Origin of the sequence: Pseudomonas sp. R32, from assembly GCF_009866705.1 — a bacterium.
GTDB classification, from domain to species: Bacteria; Pseudomonadota; Gammaproteobacteria; order Pseudomonadales; family Pseudomonadaceae; genus Aquipseudomonas; species Aquipseudomonas donghuensis.
The window spans coordinates 769,426-786,656 of the sequence record NZ_CP019396.1; the positions used below are offsets into that span (position 1 = coordinate 769,426).

14 protein-coding genes are annotated in these 17,231 nt (G+C 62.4%); 11 read left to right on the plus strand and 3 right to left on the minus strand.

The annotated features are described in order from the left end of the window. Nucleotides 1-16: 16 nt before the first annotated feature. Entirely contained in the window at nucleotides 17-721 is a 705-nt protein-coding gene (locus tag PspR32_RS03375) for an autoinducer binding domain-containing protein (protein WP_159388089.1), read from the minus strand. Nucleotides 722-999: 278 nt separating this feature from the next. On the opposite strand from PspR32_RS03375, the gene PspR32_RS03380 reads away from it, so the two are divergent. Then, on the plus strand, nucleotides 1,000-1,776 hold the full coding sequence (locus tag PspR32_RS03380; RefSeq protein ID WP_010226420.1) for a ferredoxin--NADP reductase: 777 nt from the start codon (nucleotides 1,000-1,002) through the stop codon (nucleotides 1,774-1,776). 48 nt (nucleotides 1,777-1,824) lie between these two features. Here the strand turns inward: PspR32_RS03380 and mscL are convergent, their stop codons facing one another. After that, the gene (mscL, locus tag PspR32_RS03385) at nucleotides 1,825-2,238 is read right to left on the minus strand and encodes a large-conductance mechanosensitive channel protein MscL (RefSeq protein WP_010226419.1); all 414 of its coding nucleotides are present in this window, start codon (nucleotides 2,236-2,238) and stop codon (nucleotides 1,825-1,827) included. Between the two features lie 174 nt (nucleotides 2,239-2,412). Here mscL and radA point away from each other — a divergent pair, with 174 nt between their 5' ends. From radA to PspR32_RS03435, 10 genes are all read left to right on the plus strand, one after another. Then, nucleotides 2,413-3,780, plus strand: a complete 1,368-nt coding sequence (radA, locus tag PspR32_RS03390; protein WP_010226418.1) for a DNA repair protein RadA — start codon at nucleotides 2,413-2,415, stop codon at nucleotides 3,778-3,780. Between the two features lie 104 nt (nucleotides 3,781-3,884). Further along, complete coding sequence (locus tag PspR32_RS03395) at nucleotides 3,885-4,388, plus strand: RNA polymerase sigma factor (RefSeq protein WP_010226417.1); 504 nt, start codon at nucleotides 3,885-3,887, stop codon at nucleotides 4,386-4,388. A gap of 68 nt (nucleotides 4,389-4,456) precedes the next feature. Next, complete coding sequence (locus tag PspR32_RS03400) at nucleotides 4,457-5,455, plus strand: FecR family protein (protein WP_010226416.1); 999 nt, start codon at nucleotides 4,457-4,459, stop codon at nucleotides 5,453-5,455. 76 nt (nucleotides 5,456-5,531) lie between these two features. Next, complete coding sequence (locus PspR32_RS03405; RefSeq protein WP_159388090.1) at nucleotides 5,532-5,993, plus strand: hypothetical protein; 462 nt, start codon at nucleotides 5,532-5,534, stop codon at nucleotides 5,991-5,993. A gap of 178 nt (nucleotides 5,994-6,171) precedes the next feature. Continuing rightward, a complete protein-coding gene (locus PspR32_RS03410) occupies nucleotides 6,172-8,865 on the plus strand; it encodes a TonB-dependent receptor (RefSeq protein WP_159389351.1) in 2,694 nt (897 codons plus the stop codon). 81 nt (nucleotides 8,866-8,946) lie between these two features. Then, on the plus strand, nucleotides 8,947-9,564 hold the full coding sequence (locus PspR32_RS03415) for a heme acquisition protein HasA (protein ID WP_010226413.1): 618 nt from the start codon (nucleotides 8,947-8,949) through the stop codon (nucleotides 9,562-9,564). Nucleotides 9,565-9,724: 160 nt separating this feature from the next. Further along, nucleotides 9,725-11,494, plus strand: a complete 1,770-nt coding sequence (locus PspR32_RS03420) for a type I secretion system permease/ATPase (protein WP_036993788.1) — start codon at nucleotides 9,725-9,727, stop codon at nucleotides 11,492-11,494. A 2-nt stretch (nucleotides 11,495-11,496) separates the two neighbouring features. Then, nucleotides 11,497-12,831, plus strand: a complete 1,335-nt coding sequence (locus PspR32_RS03425; RefSeq protein ID WP_159388091.1) for an HlyD family type I secretion periplasmic adaptor subunit — start codon at nucleotides 11,497-11,499, stop codon at nucleotides 12,829-12,831. 5 nt (nucleotides 12,832-12,836) lie between these two features. Next, nucleotides 12,837-14,183 (plus strand): TolC family outer membrane protein, encoded by a 1,347-nt coding sequence (locus tag PspR32_RS03430; protein ID WP_159388092.1) that lies wholly within the window; start codon nucleotides 12,837-12,839, stop codon nucleotides 14,181-14,183. 162 nt (nucleotides 14,184-14,345) lie between these two features. Further along, nucleotides 14,346-15,512 carry a Fic family protein gene (locus tag PspR32_RS03435; protein ID WP_159388093.1) on the plus strand — a complete coding sequence of 389 codons (1,167 nt, stop codon included), beginning with the start codon at nucleotides 14,346-14,348 and terminating at the stop codon, nucleotides 15,510-15,512. A 60-nt stretch (nucleotides 15,513-15,572) separates the two neighbouring features. Here the strand turns inward: PspR32_RS03435 and PspR32_RS03440 are convergent, their stop codons facing one another. Then, nucleotides 15,573-17,093 carry a nucleobase:cation symporter-2 family protein gene (locus tag PspR32_RS03440; protein ID WP_010226403.1) on the minus strand — a complete coding sequence of 507 codons (1,521 nt, stop codon included), beginning with the start codon at nucleotides 17,091-17,093 and terminating at the stop codon, nucleotides 15,573-15,575. Nucleotides 17,094-17,231: the final 138 nt, after the last annotated feature.

Genomic DNA, 17,231 nt, shown 5'->3' on the forward strand with positions numbered 1-17,231 from the left:
GGACGGGGCTGTTGGCTCAGATCAGGCCACGCATCGCCGCAATGGCGATCGCGCCGGCTTTGTTGCTCGCGTTGGTTTTGCTGATGATGCTGCGGATGTGAAAGTTCACCGTGCTCTGCGACAGCGAAAGGATGCAGGCGATATCGGCGGCGGTCTTGCCGGCGGCAGACCATTTCAGTACTTCGGTCTCCCGCGTGGATAAATTGCAGGCCGGTGTTTGGTGCCCCGGCTGCCGGTCAATCATCAGCGTATGCAGCAGGTTGCACAGCCAGATCGTCTGGCCGGCCTTGTCGTAGAGCTCTTCGAGGCTGATTGCTTGTTGGCTGCGGGCGACGCTGAGCATGCTTTCGTTGTGACGCATATCGTGTGCCGACTGGCTCCAGCCATGGCGCAGACCGTGGGATTGGGCGTCTTCCCAGAATTGAGGCGTCTCTCGGAACAGGTCATCGCACCACAGGATCGGCATTAGCGAACGATGGCCGTGGGCGACGATTGGGTCGATGTCCAGGTAGTTGCAGCGTTGGTAGTGTTCGTTCCAGGCGTCGGGATAATTGTTGAAGGTTCTTAGTTGAGGCGCCAGAGTCGCGATCTGCACGCGCATGCCGAAGGCCAGGTACTCCATGCCCAATTGCTGGGCCAGGGAAACCGCGAGCTCAAACATCCGTTGTTCGTCGGTTTCACCCAGCAACTGCTCTAGCTGCTGTTCTTTCCAGTGCGGCATGGGGCCAGTCTCTCGTTGATGGATCCAACAACTGAATAAAGGTGGAAAGTAGTGTAGGAAATGTCCCACGATTTTGTTGGGTTTTTTGGCTATAGAAATGTGAACATTTCTACAGGGATGTTCTTTAGCACACAGTGGCGTAGTTGTTTGATATCAGTTTGAAATCAATGGGCTATCACTGGTACTGACCACGCCACTGGTCGATGCCACTACAAACCAACGGTGTTTATCCCGCAGCGTTTGCGCGACACTGGGCCATCTTTTCTTTGGAGCGAGTCATGACTGCCAGTGCTGAAAAGTTCACCCGCCAGACGCTGCTCGACGTCCAGCCACTGACCCCCAGCCTGTTCAGCCTGCGTACCAGCCGCGACCAGGGCTTTCGTTTTCGTGCCGGCCAGTTCGCCCGCCTAGGGGTGACCAAGGCTGACGGCAGCGTGGTCTGGCGCGCTTATTCGATGGTGTCCTCGCCATTCGACGAGCACTTGGATTTCTTTTCCATCGTGGTGCCGGGCGGTGAGTTCACCAGTGAACTGAGCCGACTGGGCGAAGGCGACAGCCTGCTGATCGATCGCCAGGCCTTTGGTTACCTGACCCTCGACCGCTTTGTCGACGGCCGCGACCTGTGGCTGCTGGCAACCGGCACCGGTATTGCGCCGTTCCTGTCGATCCTCCAGGACTTCGAGGTGTGGGAGCGCTTCGAATCGATCAAGCTGGTCTACTCGGTGCGCGAAGCCCGGGAGCTGGCGTACCTGGAGCTGATCGCGGGCCTTGAGCAACGCGACTACCTGGCGGAATTTGCCGGCAAGCTGCAGTTCATCCCGATCGTTACCCGTGAACAGCATCCCGGCGCCCTGAACCTGCGCATCACCACCCTGATCGAGAATGGCGATCTGGAACGCGCAGCAGGCCTGGCGCTGACCCCGGAACATTCGCGGGTGATGCTCTGCGGCAACCCGCAGATGGTCGATGACACCCGCAAAGTGCTCAAACAACGCGACATGAACCTCAGCCTCAGCCGCCGCCCCGGCCAGGTAGCCGTCGAGACCTACTGGTAAGCCGCAAGCAAAACGGCGCCCGCAGGCGCCGTTTTTTTATCCCTGCACTCAGGGTTGCCGATTCTGCGCCTTGAGCAGGTCGCGGATCTCGGTGAGCAGCTCTTCTTCTTTGCTGGGTACCGGCGGCAGGGTGGGTGCGGCGGCTTCTTCGCGTTTCAGGCGGTTGATGACCTTGATGCCCATGAAGATCGCGAAGGCGACGATGATGAAGTCGAGGATGGTCTGAATGAATTTGCCATAGGCCATTACCACGGCCGGTATGTCGCCTTCGGCGGCTTTGAGGGTTACCGCCAGGTCACTGAAATCGACGCCGCCGATCAGCAGACCGATCGGTGGCATGATCACATCACCTACGAAAGATGAAACGATTTTGCCAAAGGCGGCACCGATAATGATACCGACGGCCATATCGACGACATTCCCTTTGACCGCGAAGGCCTTGAATTCACTGAGCACGCCCATGGTTTATTCCTTGTAACAGATGAGATTGGTAAACGCAGTGTAAATCAGCTATGCGCTTCATGCTCCGCGCTGCTGCAACAGACTGCGGTTATACCGAATAGTTTTGTGGTTTTCTGTGCCCGCCCAGGCTGTCGAGGTCGGCTATGATGGTGCCTTTTTCCAGAGGACCGTCCCATGGCCAAGGCCAAGCGCATGTACGGCTGCACCGAGTGCGGCGCCACCTTCCCGAAATGGGCCGGGCAATGCGCTGAATGCGGCGCCTGGAACACCCTGGTCGAGACCGTGCTGGAAAGCGGCGCCGCCGCGGCCCCAAGCGGGCGCACCGGCTGGGCCGGGCAACAGGCGCAGATCAAGACCCTGGCCGAAGTCAGCGTCGAAGAAATCCCGCGCTTCACCACCGCCAGCGCCGAACTGGACCGGGTGCTCGGCGGCGGCCTGGTCGATGGCTCGGTGGTGCTGATCGGCGGCGACCCGGGGATCGGCAAGTCGACCATCCTCCTGCAGACCCTGTGCGCCATCGCCACACGCATGTCGGCGCTGTATGTCACCGGCGAAGAGTCGCAACAACAGGTGGCGATGCGTGCCCGGCGCCTGGGCCTGCCCCAGGACAAACTGCGGGTGATGACCGAAACCTGCATCGAAACCATTATCGCCACGGCGCGGGTCGAGAAGCCCAAGGTGATGGTCATCGACTCGATCCAGACCATCTTCACCGAACAGTTGCAGTCGGCTCCCGGCGGCGTTTCCCAGGTGCGCGAGAGTGCGGCGTTGCTGGTGCGCTATGCCAAGCAGAGCGGCACGGCGATCTTCCTGGTCGGTCACGTGACCAAGGAAGGCGCGCTGGCCGGGCCGCGCGTGCTCGAGCACATGGTCGATACCGTGCTGTATTTCGAGGGCGAGTCCGACGGCCGCCTGCGCCTGTTACGCGCGGTGAAGAACCGTTTTGGCGCGGTCAACGAGCTGGGTGTATTCGGCATGACCGACCGTGGCTTGAAGGAAGTTTCCAACCCGTCGGCGATCTTTCTCACGCGTGCCCAGGAAGAAGTGCCGGGCAGTGTGGTCATGGCCACTTGGGAAGGCACCCGGCCGATGCTGGTGGAGGTACAGGCGCTGGTCGATGACAGCCACCTGTCCAACCCGCGGCGGGTTACCCTAGGCCTGGACCAGAACCGCCTGGCGATGCTTCTGGCGGTGCTGCATCGCCATGGCGGCATCCCTACCCACGATCAGGACGTATTCCTCAACGTGGTCGGCGGGGTCAAGGTGCTGGAGACAGCCTCCGACCTGGCGCTGATGGCGGCGATCATGTCCAGCCTGCGCAACCGCCCGCTGGACAACGGCCTGCTGGTGTTTGGCGAGGTCGGCCTGTCCGGCGAAGTACGCCCGGTACCCAGTGGCCAGGAGCGTCTGAAGGAAGCGGCCAAGCATGGCTTCAAGCGTGCCATCGTGCCCAAGGGCAACGCACCGAAGGAAGCGCCGCCCGGATTGCAGGTGATTGCCGTGACCCGGCTTGAGCAGGCACTGGACGCGCTGTTCGAGTGACCTGCGCACCCCGGCGCGTGCAAGGCGTGTCGGGGTGAAGTTGCAAGTGATTCTCACTAACGAGTAGCATACCGCCTTCTTCCGGCCATCCACAGGGAGTTCGCGTGGCGGAGTCCGACTTGAAGCGGCTGTTCCTCAAGCACGCGAAAACCTTGCAGGGGGTGTTGACGCGCAAGGTGCGTGATCCGCAACTGGCTGCCGACCTGGTGCAGGAGAGCTTTCTGCGCCTGGCCGAGCAACAGGGCCATGAACGGATCGACAACACCCCGGCCTATCTCTATCGCACTGCGCACAATCTGATGATCGATCATGTTCGTCAGCAGCAACGGCGCAAGACCGATTCGGTGCCTCACGAGGCACTGGAAACCATCGTCGAAGACCGCCCGGGCCTGGATGAACATGCCGCCACTGAACAGCACATGCGCCGCCTGCGCAGGGCGCTGGCCGACTTGCCGCCGCGTACCCAGGACGTGTTCCGCCTTAACCGCCTGGAAGGCATGACTCACGCCGAGGTGGCGCGCGCGCTGGACATTTCCGACAGCTCGGTGCAGAAGCATCTGGCCAAGGCCTTGGCCTATGTGATGCAGTGTCTGCAGGAACCAGGATGACGAACGGTTTACTGGGAAATGCGCCTTCAGACGTCAGCACTCACATAACCAGAACTCGAGAGAACCGTGTGACCAGCCAGAACTCGCCAGAGCAAGCCATTCGCGAGCAGGCCGCCGAGTGGGCGGTGCTGCTCAGCGCCGGCCCGTTGAGAACCGAGCAGGAGCAGGCGCTGGCGCGCTGGTTGGCCAGTGATCCGCGCCATGCCCAGGCGCTGGCGTTTGCCCAGGCGACCTGGGCCGACCTTGGCCGTCTTGGCTCGCTTGACCAGGGTGCGCCAAGGGCGTCGCTTGCCGTGGCCCGTCCACTGGCCGGGCGCCGACGCCGTTCACGCTTGCGCTGGGCATTGAGCGCTACGGCTGCATGGGTGCTGGCGGTTGTCGCTGTGGATCAGTTGCCCAGCGTTTCCTTGGCATTGCACGCCGACTACGCAACGGCCAAAGGTGAAGTGCGCCGGGTGAGTTTGCCCGATGGCAGCCAGGTCGACCTGGACAGTCACAGTGGCATCGAGCTGGCCTACAGCGACAGCGAACGTCGTGTGCGCCTGTTGGCCGGTGAAGCGGTGTTTACTGTTGCGCCGGTCTCCGGCACCGAACAACGGCCTTTCGTGGTCGAGCGGGCAGGGGGCAGCAGCCGTGCCCTGGGCACGCGTTTCGTGGTGGGCCCCGAGCCTGATGGCGGCACCTGGGTCGGCATGCTCGAGCACAGTGTTGCGGTTACCTTGCAGGACGCCGCGCAAACGGGCAGCGGCGAGCAGTTGCTCAAGGAAGGTCAGAGCCTGCGCTACGACACGACCCACGGTATTCGCCTGTGGCCTGAGCAGGACGTGCGTCGGGCCACCGCTTGGCAGCGCGGCGTGCTGGTGTTCGAGCGCGAACCGCTGGCTGAGGTGGCCGCGCAACTCAATCGCTATCGTAGCGGGCACCTGCTGATCACCGATCAGGCCCTGGCACGGCGTGAAGTCAGCGGCATGTTTCGTCTGGATAACCTGGACGCCGCGCTGGGCCTGCTGACCGATGAACTCAAGGTCAGTCGGCTGGATCTGCCGGGGCTGACCCTGATCTATTGAGTGCCTTGGCGGGCGATTGTCGGCAGCGGTTTTTTCCACGAAACTGGCGTTTTCACGATGATCTGAAGGCAGGGATATGGCCAGTGGTTTTCTCGCGTGTATTGCTTCATCCCTCTCCGGCGCCTTGCTGCTCGGATTGTGCAGCACTCAGGTGCTGGCGGCCGACGACAACCTGGTGCAGTTCGACCCCGCCACCTGCGAGTTCGGTGCACCGCTTGAGCCTTACTTCGACAAGGCGATTGCCAAGCGTCAGGCCCTGCCTGCCGAGGCGCAGGAAGAGGAGGTGAGCTACCCGGTCGACCTGCCCTTCCATGGCATCAAGGTCACGGCGGTATTCATCGGCTATGAATGGCACGGGATCTATTTTGATGCGCCGCCCGATCAGGTACGTACGCTGTTTCGCAAACTGGGCTACCGGGTGGCCGAAGACGGCGACATGTCGGCCAGCGGCGATGAGGTTGCGGTGACGGCATCGATCATCGAAAACAGCGGCAAGGACCGTAAACAAGGGCAATCGGCGCTCACCTGCGGCGTCTGATGTTCACGGGTTAAATTTCTTTTGAAATTTCTTTACTGACTTTCCCCACGTTGCACGTCTGTTTGTTGAGATTGATTTTCATTACTAGAAAACGCCAACACAGCGAGCAACAGACGTGAGCAATCCACACCAACGACGCACCCGGCCGCTCGGTCGGGTAGCCCTTGCCAGCAGCCTGATGCTGGGCGCCTGGACCTTGCCGATGGGGATTGGCAGCGTCCAGGCGGCCGAGCTCGCGACACCCAGCCAGCGCACCGCGCTGATCCACTTCGACATTCCCGCCCAGGCCCTGGACAGTGCTGTGCTGGCCTTCGCCGAACAGGCCGGGGTGCAGGTGTTCTTCGACAGCCGCAAGCTGGCAGGCCTGCGCAGTGAAGGCTTGCGCGGCGAGCATTCGGCACAGGAAGGGCTTGGCCTGTTGTTGCGCGGCTCGCCCGTGCGCTATCGCTTCAGCGGTTCCGACCGGGTCGGCCTGGAGCGGGTGAGCGACGACGGCCAGGCGCTGGAGCTGGGCGCCACGCATGTCGACTCGAACAGCGATGCCGATTGGGTTTATCAGACTCCCCGTTCGGTCAGCGTCATCACCCGCGAGCAGATCGACAAGCGCCCGCCACGCCATGCCGCCGACATGCTCGAAGAAACCGCCGGCGTCTACACCGCCGTCAACCAGCGCGACCCGGGCCTGTCGGTGAATATCCGCGGCGTGCAGGACTACGGCCGGGTCAACATGAACATCGACGGCATGCGCCAGAACTTCAACGTCAACGGTCACCAGCAGCGCAACGGGGTGATGTTCGTCGACCCGGAGTTCATCAGCAGTGTCGAGATCGAAAAAGGTTCGCGCTCAGGCATGGGCGGCGCCGGGGTCATCGGTGGTATTGCCAGTTTCAACACCGTGCAGGCCAGCGAGTTTCTCGGTGCCGGCAAGGAATACGGCGGCCGCCTGCGCGCCGGTCACGGTATCGGTGAACTGGGTAACGGCACGTACTTCAATGGCAGTGCGCTGTTCGCGTTCGGCAATGACGTCGGCGATGTCTTGCTCGGCGTCAGTGAGCGCCATTTCGGCAACTACCGGGCGGGCAGCAACAATGAAGACAACCTCGGCACCGAGATTCGCCTGAAGAACCAGTTTCCCGCCGCCTGGGACGACTGGCTCAAGGGTGAAGTCGAAGACATGGGCAGCGTCACCCGTTCGCAGATGATCAAACTGGGCCTGAACCTGCCCCAGGATCAGCGCGTGCAGTTGAGCTACATGGAGACCGACACCGACAGCAAGGATGCCTGGACCTGGCTCAACGACACCGAGGACCAGTACTTCTACCAGCGCTCCGGCAGCAACGACATCAATGCCAAGAACGTCGCCCTCGACTACAGCTTCAGCCCCGACAGCGACCTGATCGATTTTAGGGCCAAGCTCTATTTCGTCAGCACCCGCCAGGATCGCTGGAATGCCGGCAACAATGCCAGCCCGCAAAGCGGAAACTACTATGCGGCCTACAGCGATCGCTTCCAGACCGATACCTGGGGCCTGCAGTTGCAGAACACCTCGCGCTTCTACTTTGGGGCGAGCGACCAGCTGACGTTCGACTACGGCACCGAGCTGTTCCAGGACAAATTCAAGCCGCGCACCGATCGCGTGCCGGCCAGCAACGAAGAAGCCTACCCCTACGTTCAGGGGTCGACGCCGGGCGGCAAGCGCGTCATGGCCAGCCTGTTCGGGCAAATGCAGTACGAACACGGCAACTGGCTGACCCTGGATGCCGGCCTGCGCTATGACCGCTACCGGCTCACGGGTGAAACCGGCATGACCGTGTGGATGTACCCGGACGGACCGTTTGAGGCCGACCTGGGCAAGCCGGCGACGCACCTGCTGTTTGACGAGGCACAGGAAGAAGGGCGCTTCTCGCCGACCTTCGGCATTGCCGTCAAGCCGGGTGTCGACTGGCTGCAGCTGTACACCCGTTGGGGCCGTGGCTGGCGGCCACCCTCGGTCACCGAAGTGTTCATGTCCGGCCGTCCCCACGGCGGCGGTGGCGCCGAGATGGTCTACCCCAACCCGTTCCTGCAAGCCGAACGCTCCCACGACTGGGAGCTGGGGGTGAACATCTTCAAGGAGTCGTTGTTCCGTGAAGGCGATCGGCTGGGCATGAAGGTCGCTTACTTCGACACCCGGATCGACAACTTCTCGTTCCTCGATATCAACGTCGATGTGCCGGGCCTGACCGCAGCAGGCACCTCGACCGGACGCATGGCGTACCAGAACAACCAGCAGCAGACCCAGTTCCGTGGCGTGGAATACGCCGTGGATTACGACGCCGGGCGGTTCTACAGCAAGCTCAGCTATACCCACATGATCGGCAGCAACGAGTTCTGCTCGCCGCAGTTCTACCTGGGGGGAGCCAAGGATCTCAAACGCGTGGGCACGGTGCTGCGCCCGCTCAAGGTCGGCAATCGCATCATCATGCGGCGGGTGCCGGTGAGCGAGGCGTTCGACAATGCAGAGCTCAACAACTACAGCCGCTGCGGCGACATCATGGGTAACGCCACCTACATGCCGGCTGATCGCGGTTCGCTCACCGTCGGTTTGCGTTTTCTCGACAACCAGCTCGATGTCGGTGCCCGCCTGCGTTACAGCAAAGGCAACGGCACCAACCTGGACACCCACAACTACTCCTACCTCGATCAGGCCCTGTGGCCGCAGTACAAGGTCTACGACCTGTACGGCAGCTACTGGATGACGCCGCAGCTGAACCTGGCCCTGAGCCTGGAAAACCTCACCGACCAGGCGTACTTCGTGGCCATGGGCGACAGCAACAACCTGTCCCTGGCCCGTGGCCGGACCCTGACCGGGATGCTCGAGTACAAGTTCTGACCGAATTGCCCATACCGGGCAACACCGAAGGCATGGAGCACGCCTTCGAACCACAACCCTCAACTATTTAGAGGATGAGACATGAGCCTTTCCGTTTCTTACGATGCAGCGTACGCCTCCTACACCGTTGACGATTACCTGGCCACCTGGGCGGCCGGTTTCGCCACCGCAGGTCATGGCTACAGCAACACCGGCGGTTTCAACAAAGGCGGCTTCAACGGCGAGCAGTATGCGACCCACGGTGCCAATGGTTCCGACTACGCCTTCGTAGCCAGCAGCGATACCACCAACGGCCTGCACTATGTGTTCAACCCGGGCCAACCGGCCAGCAGCAACATGAACCACTACCTGTGGGGCGAAGTGGACAGCGTTTCGCTGGGTTACAAGCTCGGTGGCGGCAATGGCAGCAACTTCACCCTGGCCGAAGAAGTGGTCACGTTCAATGGCCTGGACCTGGAGGCGGCGCTGGGCGCCGGTCGCGCCGGCAACGAAGTGCAGAGCGTGATCTACGGCCTGATGCAGGGCAACACCTCGGCCCTGGAAGGCGTGCTGGACAACCTGCTGGCCGGTTACGGCGTATCCACCGACGACACCTTCGACGCCATCAGCGCTGCCCTGGCCGGTGGCCCGCTGAATGTCGCTTCGGCTGATGTGGTGGGCGTTCAAGCCCTGGCCGAGGACTTTGCCCTGGCCGCCTGACCCCAGGCAAAAAAAAGCGAATGGAAGATCACTCCTCCATTCGCTGCTGGCTTACCCCGCCGCCTGCGTCTTTGCCGGGCCCAGGCGGCGGTGGTGCGAATTCTGCGAGCCTGCGCCGGCGAGGTCAACCGCCCGCGGGCTCGCCCTGTTGAGGTCCTTCATGAAAGCAACCCGCTCCCGCCCTGCGAACGAAGTATTGCAGGCGCTCAAGGCCTGCCGCGCCGGCTTTGCCAACATCGGCCTGTTCACTGCGGTGATCAACCTGCTGATGCTGGCACCAGCGCTGTACATGCTGCAGGTCTACGACCGGGTGCTGTCTTCGGGCAATGAGATGACCCTGCTGATGCTCAGCCTGATGGTGCTGGGCCTGTTCGCCTTCATGGGCCTGCTGGAATGGGTGCGCAGCCTGGTGGTGATCCGTCTCGGCACGCAGATGGACATGCGCCTCAACCCGCGCGTGTTCGAGGCCGCCTATCAGGCCAGCCTGGCCGGCCACAAGGGTGCGGCGACCCAGGTGCTCAGCGACCTGACCACCTTGCGCCAGTTCGCCACCGGCCAGGCGCTGTTCGCCTTTTTCGATGCGCCATGGTTCCCGGTGTACCTGCTGGTGATGTTCCTGTTCAGCCCCTGGCTGGGGTTGATGGCGCTGGTTGGCGCCGTGTTGTTGACGATCCTCGCCTGGATCAACGAGCGCCTGACCCAGGCGCCATTCGCCGAAGCCGGGCAGCTGTCGCAGCAGGCCGGACAGCAGGCTGGCGCCAACCTGCGTAATGCCGAAGTCATGGAGGCGATGGGCATGCTGGCGGCGGTGCGTCAGCGCTGGGCCAGGTTGCACCACGGTTTTCTCCTGCGCCAGAACCTCGGCAGCGAACGCACGGCAGCGATCACCGCAGTGTCCAAGGGCCTGCGCCTGGCCCTGCAATCGCTGGTACTGGGCCTGGGCGCATGGCTGGCGATCGAGCAACTGATTACCCCGGGGATGATGATCGCCGGCTCCATTCTCATGGCCCGGGTGCTGGCGCCGATCGACCAGCTGATTGCCGTGTGGCGCCAGTGGGGGTCGGCACGCCAGGCCTATGAGCGGTTGTACAGTTTGCTCAGCGAGCAACCGCCGCGCGCGGCCGGCATGCCGTTGCCGGCACCGAGCGGGTGCTTGCTGGTGGAGCAGCTCAGTGCGATGCAGCCGGGCACGCGCAAGCCGTGCCTGGTCAATCTCGGTTTCGAGCTGGCGGCCGGCGACAGCCTGGGGATTATTGGCGCGTCCGGCTCGGGAAAGTCGACGCTGGCGCGTTTGCTGGTTGGCGCTGCCTTGCCGGCTGCCGGCAAGGTGCGCCTGGATGGCGCCGAGCTGCAGCACTGGGACAAGGGCCTGCTCGGCACCCACATCGGTTACTTGCCGCAAGACGTGCAGCTGTTCGCCGGGAGCATTGCCGAGAACATCGCCCGCTTGGGTGCGGTCGACTCGCAACAGGTGGTGGCCGCCGCACAACGGGCCGGTGTGCACGAGCTGATCCTGAAACTGCCCAATGCTTATGACACCCAGTTGGGTGAAGGCGGGGCGGGGCTGTCCGGTGGCCAGCGCCAGCGCATCGGCCTGGCCCGGGCGTTGTACGGCCTGCCGGCGCTGATCGTGCTCGATGAACCCAATTCCAACCTGGATGATGTTGGCGAGCGCGCTTTGCTTGAGGCTATCAAGCAGATCAAGGCGCAGCAGCGCACGCTGATCCTGATTACCCACAAGTCCAGCCTGCTGGCGGCTGTGGATAAGTTGCTGGTGCTACAGAACGGCCAGATGCAGGCCTTCGGTCCGAGCGCACGGGTGCTGCAGGACCTGCAGCGCAGCCATAAGCCGGCCGGCATTCCCACCCCCACCCCGGCGCTACGCAGCGCGGCCAGCGTCAGCATGAGCTACGGCACCCCGAGATCCTGATCATGACCGTCCCTCAGTCGCTTCACGCGCATGCCATTCCCGACAACCTGCTGACCCTCGATGCCCGCCGCCACAGCCGTTTGGGCCGCTGGCTGGTGATCGGTGGTTTTGGCGGTTTCATCCTCTGGGCCGCCTTGGCACCGCTGGACAAGGGCGTGCCGGTTTCGGGCAACGTGGTGGTCGCCGGCAGTCGCCAGGCTGTGCAGCATCCCACGGGCGGCACCATCGAACGTCTGCTGGTGCGCGACGGCGACCGTGTCAGTGCCGGGCAGGTGCTGGTGCAGATGGACGCCACCCAGGCTCAGGCCCAGCATGATTCGTTAAGGGTTCAGTACGTTAACGCCCGGGCCAGTGAAGCGCGCCTGCAAGCCGAGCGTGACGGGCTGGCATCGATCACCTTCCCGACCGAGCTGCAGGCCCTGGCGGCCGAGCCCTGGGTGGCCACCGCCCTGGAACTGCAGCGCCAGTTGCGTAACAGCCGGCGCCAGTCGCTGGACATGGAGCTGGCCGGCCTGCGCGAGAACATCGCCGGCGCCGAGGCCATGCTGGCCGGTGTGCAGGGCTCGATGAGCCACAAGCAGGAACAACGTGCTGCGCTTGATGAACAACTGCAGGGGCTGCGTGATCTGGCCCGTGACGGTTACATTGCACGCAACCGCCTGCTCGACAGCGAGCGCTTGTACGCGCAGATCAACGGCGCGATTTCGGAGGACCTGGGCAATATCGGCCGCACCCGCCGCCAGGTTCTGGAGCTGAAACTGCGCATGGCCCAGCGGCAACAGGAGTACCAGCGCGAAGTCGGCCAGCAGTTGAGCGAGATGCAGTCCAGCGCCGAAGACCTCGGCAACCGCCTGCGCAGCGCCGCCTTCGAACTGGCCAACACCCAGCTGCGCGCCCCGGCCAGCGGCACGGTGGTGGGCCTGAGCGTGTTCACCAATGGCGGAGTGATCGCCCGCGGTCAGCAACTGATGGAGATCGTCCCCAGCGATGCGCCGTTGCTGATCGATGCCCGTGCGCCGGTGGAGTTGGTCGACCGCCTGCACCCGGGGTTGCCGGTGGAGATCATGTTCGTCGCCTTCAACCAGAGCAAAACGCCACGGGTCGAGGGTGAGCTGACCCTGGTCTCGGCCGACCGCCTGGTCGATGAGAAAACCCAGCAGCCCTACTACCAGGTACGCGCCAAGGTCAGTGACGCCGGCTTGCAGCAACTGGCCGGCCAGGACATCCGCCCCGGCATGCCGGTGCAAGCCTTCGTGCGTACCGGCGAGCGCTCGCTGCTCAATTACCTGTTCAAGCCGTTGACCGACCGGGTGCATGTCGCCCTGGCGGAGGAATGATGTCGATGCGTGTGTGGTCATGCCTGCTGTTGTTGGGCACCAGCCTGTCGGCCGCTGCAGTGGACCTGGGCGATGCCTATGCCCTGGCCCTGCGCAACGACCCGACCTTCCATGCCGCCATCGCCGAGCGCGATGCCGGCCTTGAGAGCCGCGCCATCGGCCGGGCGGCGCTGCTGCCGAACCTGTCCTACCGCTACAACAATGCCCGCAACGATTCCGAAGTGACCCAGACCAACGCCCGCGGCAACGTCACCAGCCAGCGTGACTACCGCAGCTACACCTCGACGCTGACCGTGCAACAGCCGCTGTTCGACTATGGTGCCTGGGCCGAATACCGCCAGGGCGTGGCCAAGGCGTTGCTGGCGGACGAGCGTTTTCGCAGCCGCAGCCAGGAGCTGGCGGTGCGGGTGTTCGCCGCCTACAGTGAGGCGCTGTTCGCCAACGAGCAGATCGCCCTGGCCCAGGCCCAGCGCCGTGCCTATGCCGAGCAATTGCAACTGAATCGGCGCTTGCTCAAGGGCGGCGAGGGTACCCGTACCGACCTGCTGGAAACCCAGGCGCGCTATGAGCTGGCCCAGGCCCAGGAAATCGAAGCCAGCGACAACCTCGATGCTGCACTGCGTACGCTGCAGGCGATCATCGGCGAGCCGCTGGAGGTTGCCGACCTGGCGCCGTTGAATGGTGATTTCCGCGTTCAACCCTTGCAGCCACTGCGCTTCGAAAGCTGGCGGGATCTTGCCGTGGCCCACAACGCCGAACTGGCGTCCCAGCGTCACGCCCTGGTTGCCGCCGACTACGCCGTCGAGCGTCAGCGCGCCGGCCACCTGCCGACCCTGAGTGCCTATGCCAGCACCGGCAAATCCAGCTCCAGCTCCGAAAGCAGCTACGACCAGCGCTATGACACCGACAGCATCGGCATCCAGGTCAGCCTGCCGTTGTTCGCCGGCGGCGGCGTATCGGCGGCCACCCGCCAGGCGGCTGCCGAGCGCGACAGTGCGCGCTTCAGCCTGGATGGGCAGATTGCCGACACGCTCAATCAGTTGCGCAAGCAGTTCAACCTCTGTGCCAGCAGCACGGCGAAGATCCGCGCCTATGAGTTGGCGGTCAAGTCAGCCAGCGGCTTGATCACGGCCACGCGCAAAAGCGTGGCCGGTGGCGAGCGGGTCAACCTCGACGTGCTCGATGCCGAACAGCAGTTGTACAGCGCCCGCCGCGACCTGGCGCAGGCGCGCTACGATTACCTGCGCGCCTGGTTGCAGCTGCGTTATCTGGCTGGGGTGCTGGAACCGCAGGATTTGCAGCAACTGAATGGCTACTTTGCCAGCGGCCCGGGGGATTTGGCTGCAGGCTGAGTTCAGCTTGCCATTTGACTTGCAGTAACCAAGCGTTTGACTTGGCTACTCGCCGTGTTTTGACATAATTGCTTAAGCGCTTTCTTATAAAACCCAGTATTTACAGGGCTTTCATGTGCTATTTTTTGACTTACTGAAGAAGTGCTCTTGAGATAATTCGACATGCCGACTTTCAAGCACCACGAACTGGCACTGCTTAACCCTTCCTTCGACTCGCCATTGGTGGATGTCTTGACGGAGCTTGAGCACTTACGTCGCTATCGGCTTGCTGGCACCACACCTTCCAGTCTGTTCTTCCAGCTCAAGAGCATTTTCCACCTTCTAGAGAGCTTGGGTTCGGCACGTATCGAAGGTAACCACACGACACTTGCGGACTATGTCGAAAGCAAAGTGGAGGGGACTGACTCCGCATCGGACCAGCTTCGCGAAATATCCAATATCGAAAAAGCCATGACTTTTGTCGAGGACCATTTCAATGAGGCGGATGACGTCGGTTTGCATCTGCTGCGAGAGTTGCATGCCATTACCGTCGACGACCTCGACAGGGAAGGGGATCGAACCCCTGGCAGTTTCCGCGCTGGACAGGTGCGTATCGCCCAGTCGAGCCATCTCCCGCCCGATCCGGTGCAGGTCCAAGGTTACATGGAAGAGCTGGTTGCTTTCATCAATCTCAGGGACCCCCAAAAGTACGATCTGATGAAGGTTGCCATCGCTCATCATCGATTCGGTTGGATTCACCCGTTCAGCAATGGCAATGGCCGCGTGGTGCGGTTATTGACCTATGTGATGTTGATCAAATATGGATTCAACGTCGCTGCAGGTGGGCGTTTGCTCAACCCGACCGCGGTGTTTTGCAATGACCGCGAACGCTATTACGAAATGCTTGCCCAAGCGGATGCCGGTACGGCCGAAGGGCAGGAGCGGTGGTGCGAGTATGTTCTGCGGGGCATTCTGGACGAACTCAGGAAGCTTGATCGATTATTGGATTACCGTTATTTGAAACAGGCCATCCTGTCTCCAGCACTGGCCCATGCCCGTGAGCGGGCGTTGCTTACCGAGCTTGAGTACGGAGTGCTCCGGTTGCTGCTCGATAGTGACAGCGCAATTGCCAGATCGAGTGACCTGGCAGCCGCGATGCCGGGACTGAATGGCCCTCAACGTACGTATCAGATCAAGAAACTGGTTGAGCGCGGCATGCTGGTCCCGATCAAGCCCAATGCCCGCCAATACACCTTGGGCTTTTCCCACAGCTACCTTTTGCGTGGGGTTATCCGTGCGCTGACCGCCGAGGGATTCATTACCCAGCAGCTGTCATCGGCGCATCAATAACGGCGCAATAGAAAAGGCCGGTGCATAAGCACCGGCCCTGTTGAATCAAGCGCAACCCAATCAGTGCTCCGAAATCGCCTCTCGTCGCGCCGGCGGCTCTCCATGCTCGCCCTCGCTCATCACCGGTACCTCCTTGCCTTCGGCGTTGAACAGCTTGCCGTCTTCGAAGTAGTCACCATCGCGCAGGGCGGAAATGTCCGAGTAGTGGAGGGTGCGTTCGTAGGCGGCGGCGAATACCGACTGCTGGTCGGAGTTGCCGGCGGTGAAGTGGTTGAACACCAGGTTGAGCACGATCGCCATGATCGCAGCCGAGCTGATGCCGGAGTGGAAGATGGTCTCGAACCAGTTGGGGAACTGCGCGTAGAAGTTCGGCGCGGCAATCGGGATCATGCCGAAGCCCAGGGAGGCGGCAACGATGATCAGGTTGACGTTGTTCTTGTAGCTGACCTTGGACAAAGTGCGGATGCCGCTGGCGGCAACGGTGCCGAACAGCACGATGCCGGCGCCACCCAGTACCGAGGTCGGCACCGCGGCAATCACCCGGCCCATGATCGGCAGCAGGCCGAGCACCACCAGGATCACCCCGCCAGTGGCCACCACGTAGCGGCTCTTGACCCCGGTCACGGCTACCAGGCCGACGTTCTGGGCGAAGGCGCTCTGGGTGAAGGAGCCGAAGATCGGCGCCAGGATGCTCGAGGCCATGTCGGCGCGCAGGCCATTGCCCAGGCGTTTGGAATCGACCTTGGTGTCGATGATTTCACCGACGGCGAGGATGTCCGCCGAGGTTTCCACCAGGGTCACCATGATCACGATGCACATCGACAGGATGGCGGCGATGTGGAAGGTCGGCATGCCGAAGTGGAACGGCGTCGGCAACGCCACCAGCGGGCCGTCGAGAACTTTGCTGAAGTCAGCCATGCCCAGCGACCAGGCGATCAGGGTGCCGATGACCATCGCCAGCAGGATCGACAGCCGCGAGATGGTCGCGCTACCCAGCTTGCTCAGGACCAGGACGATGACAAAGGTCAGGCCAGCCAGGCCGATGTTGGCCATGCTGCCGAAATCCGGCGCCTTGCTGTTGCCTCCCATCACCCAGCGTGCGGCCACCGGCATCAGGGTCAGGCCGATGGTGGTGATGACGATACCGGTGACCAGCGGCGGGAAGTACTTGGTGATCCGCGAGAACACCGGGGTAATCAGAAAACCGATCAGCGACGCCGCCATGACCGCGCCCAATACCCCGGGCAAGCCGCCACCGCCTTCACTGCTGAGGATCGCGCCCATGGTCGCCACACCGGCGAACGACACCCCTTGCACCAGCGGCAACTGGCAACCGAACCACGGCAGGCCGAGAGTTTGCAGCAGGGTTGCCAGGCCACCGGCAAACAGCGACGCGGCGATCAGCAGGCCGATATCGGCGGGGCCCAGGCCGGCTGCCTGGCCGAGGATCAGAGGCACGGCGACGATACCGCCGTACATGGTCAGAACATGCTGCAGGCCATAAGCCAGGTTGGCGCCAAGGCCCAGGTTCTCGTCTTCGGGACGCTGGGCTGAAGACGTGCTAGGGGAGGACGTATTCATGGGGCAAGTTCTCAGTTTTATTGTTGTGGCGCTACTGTAGACAAGTCCTACACATGAATGCCAGAACAATTGTATACAATTTTTAGATTTGCGTAGGAACAGTCCTACCTATGGTTTGGCTTCAGGGCTGGATGCAGA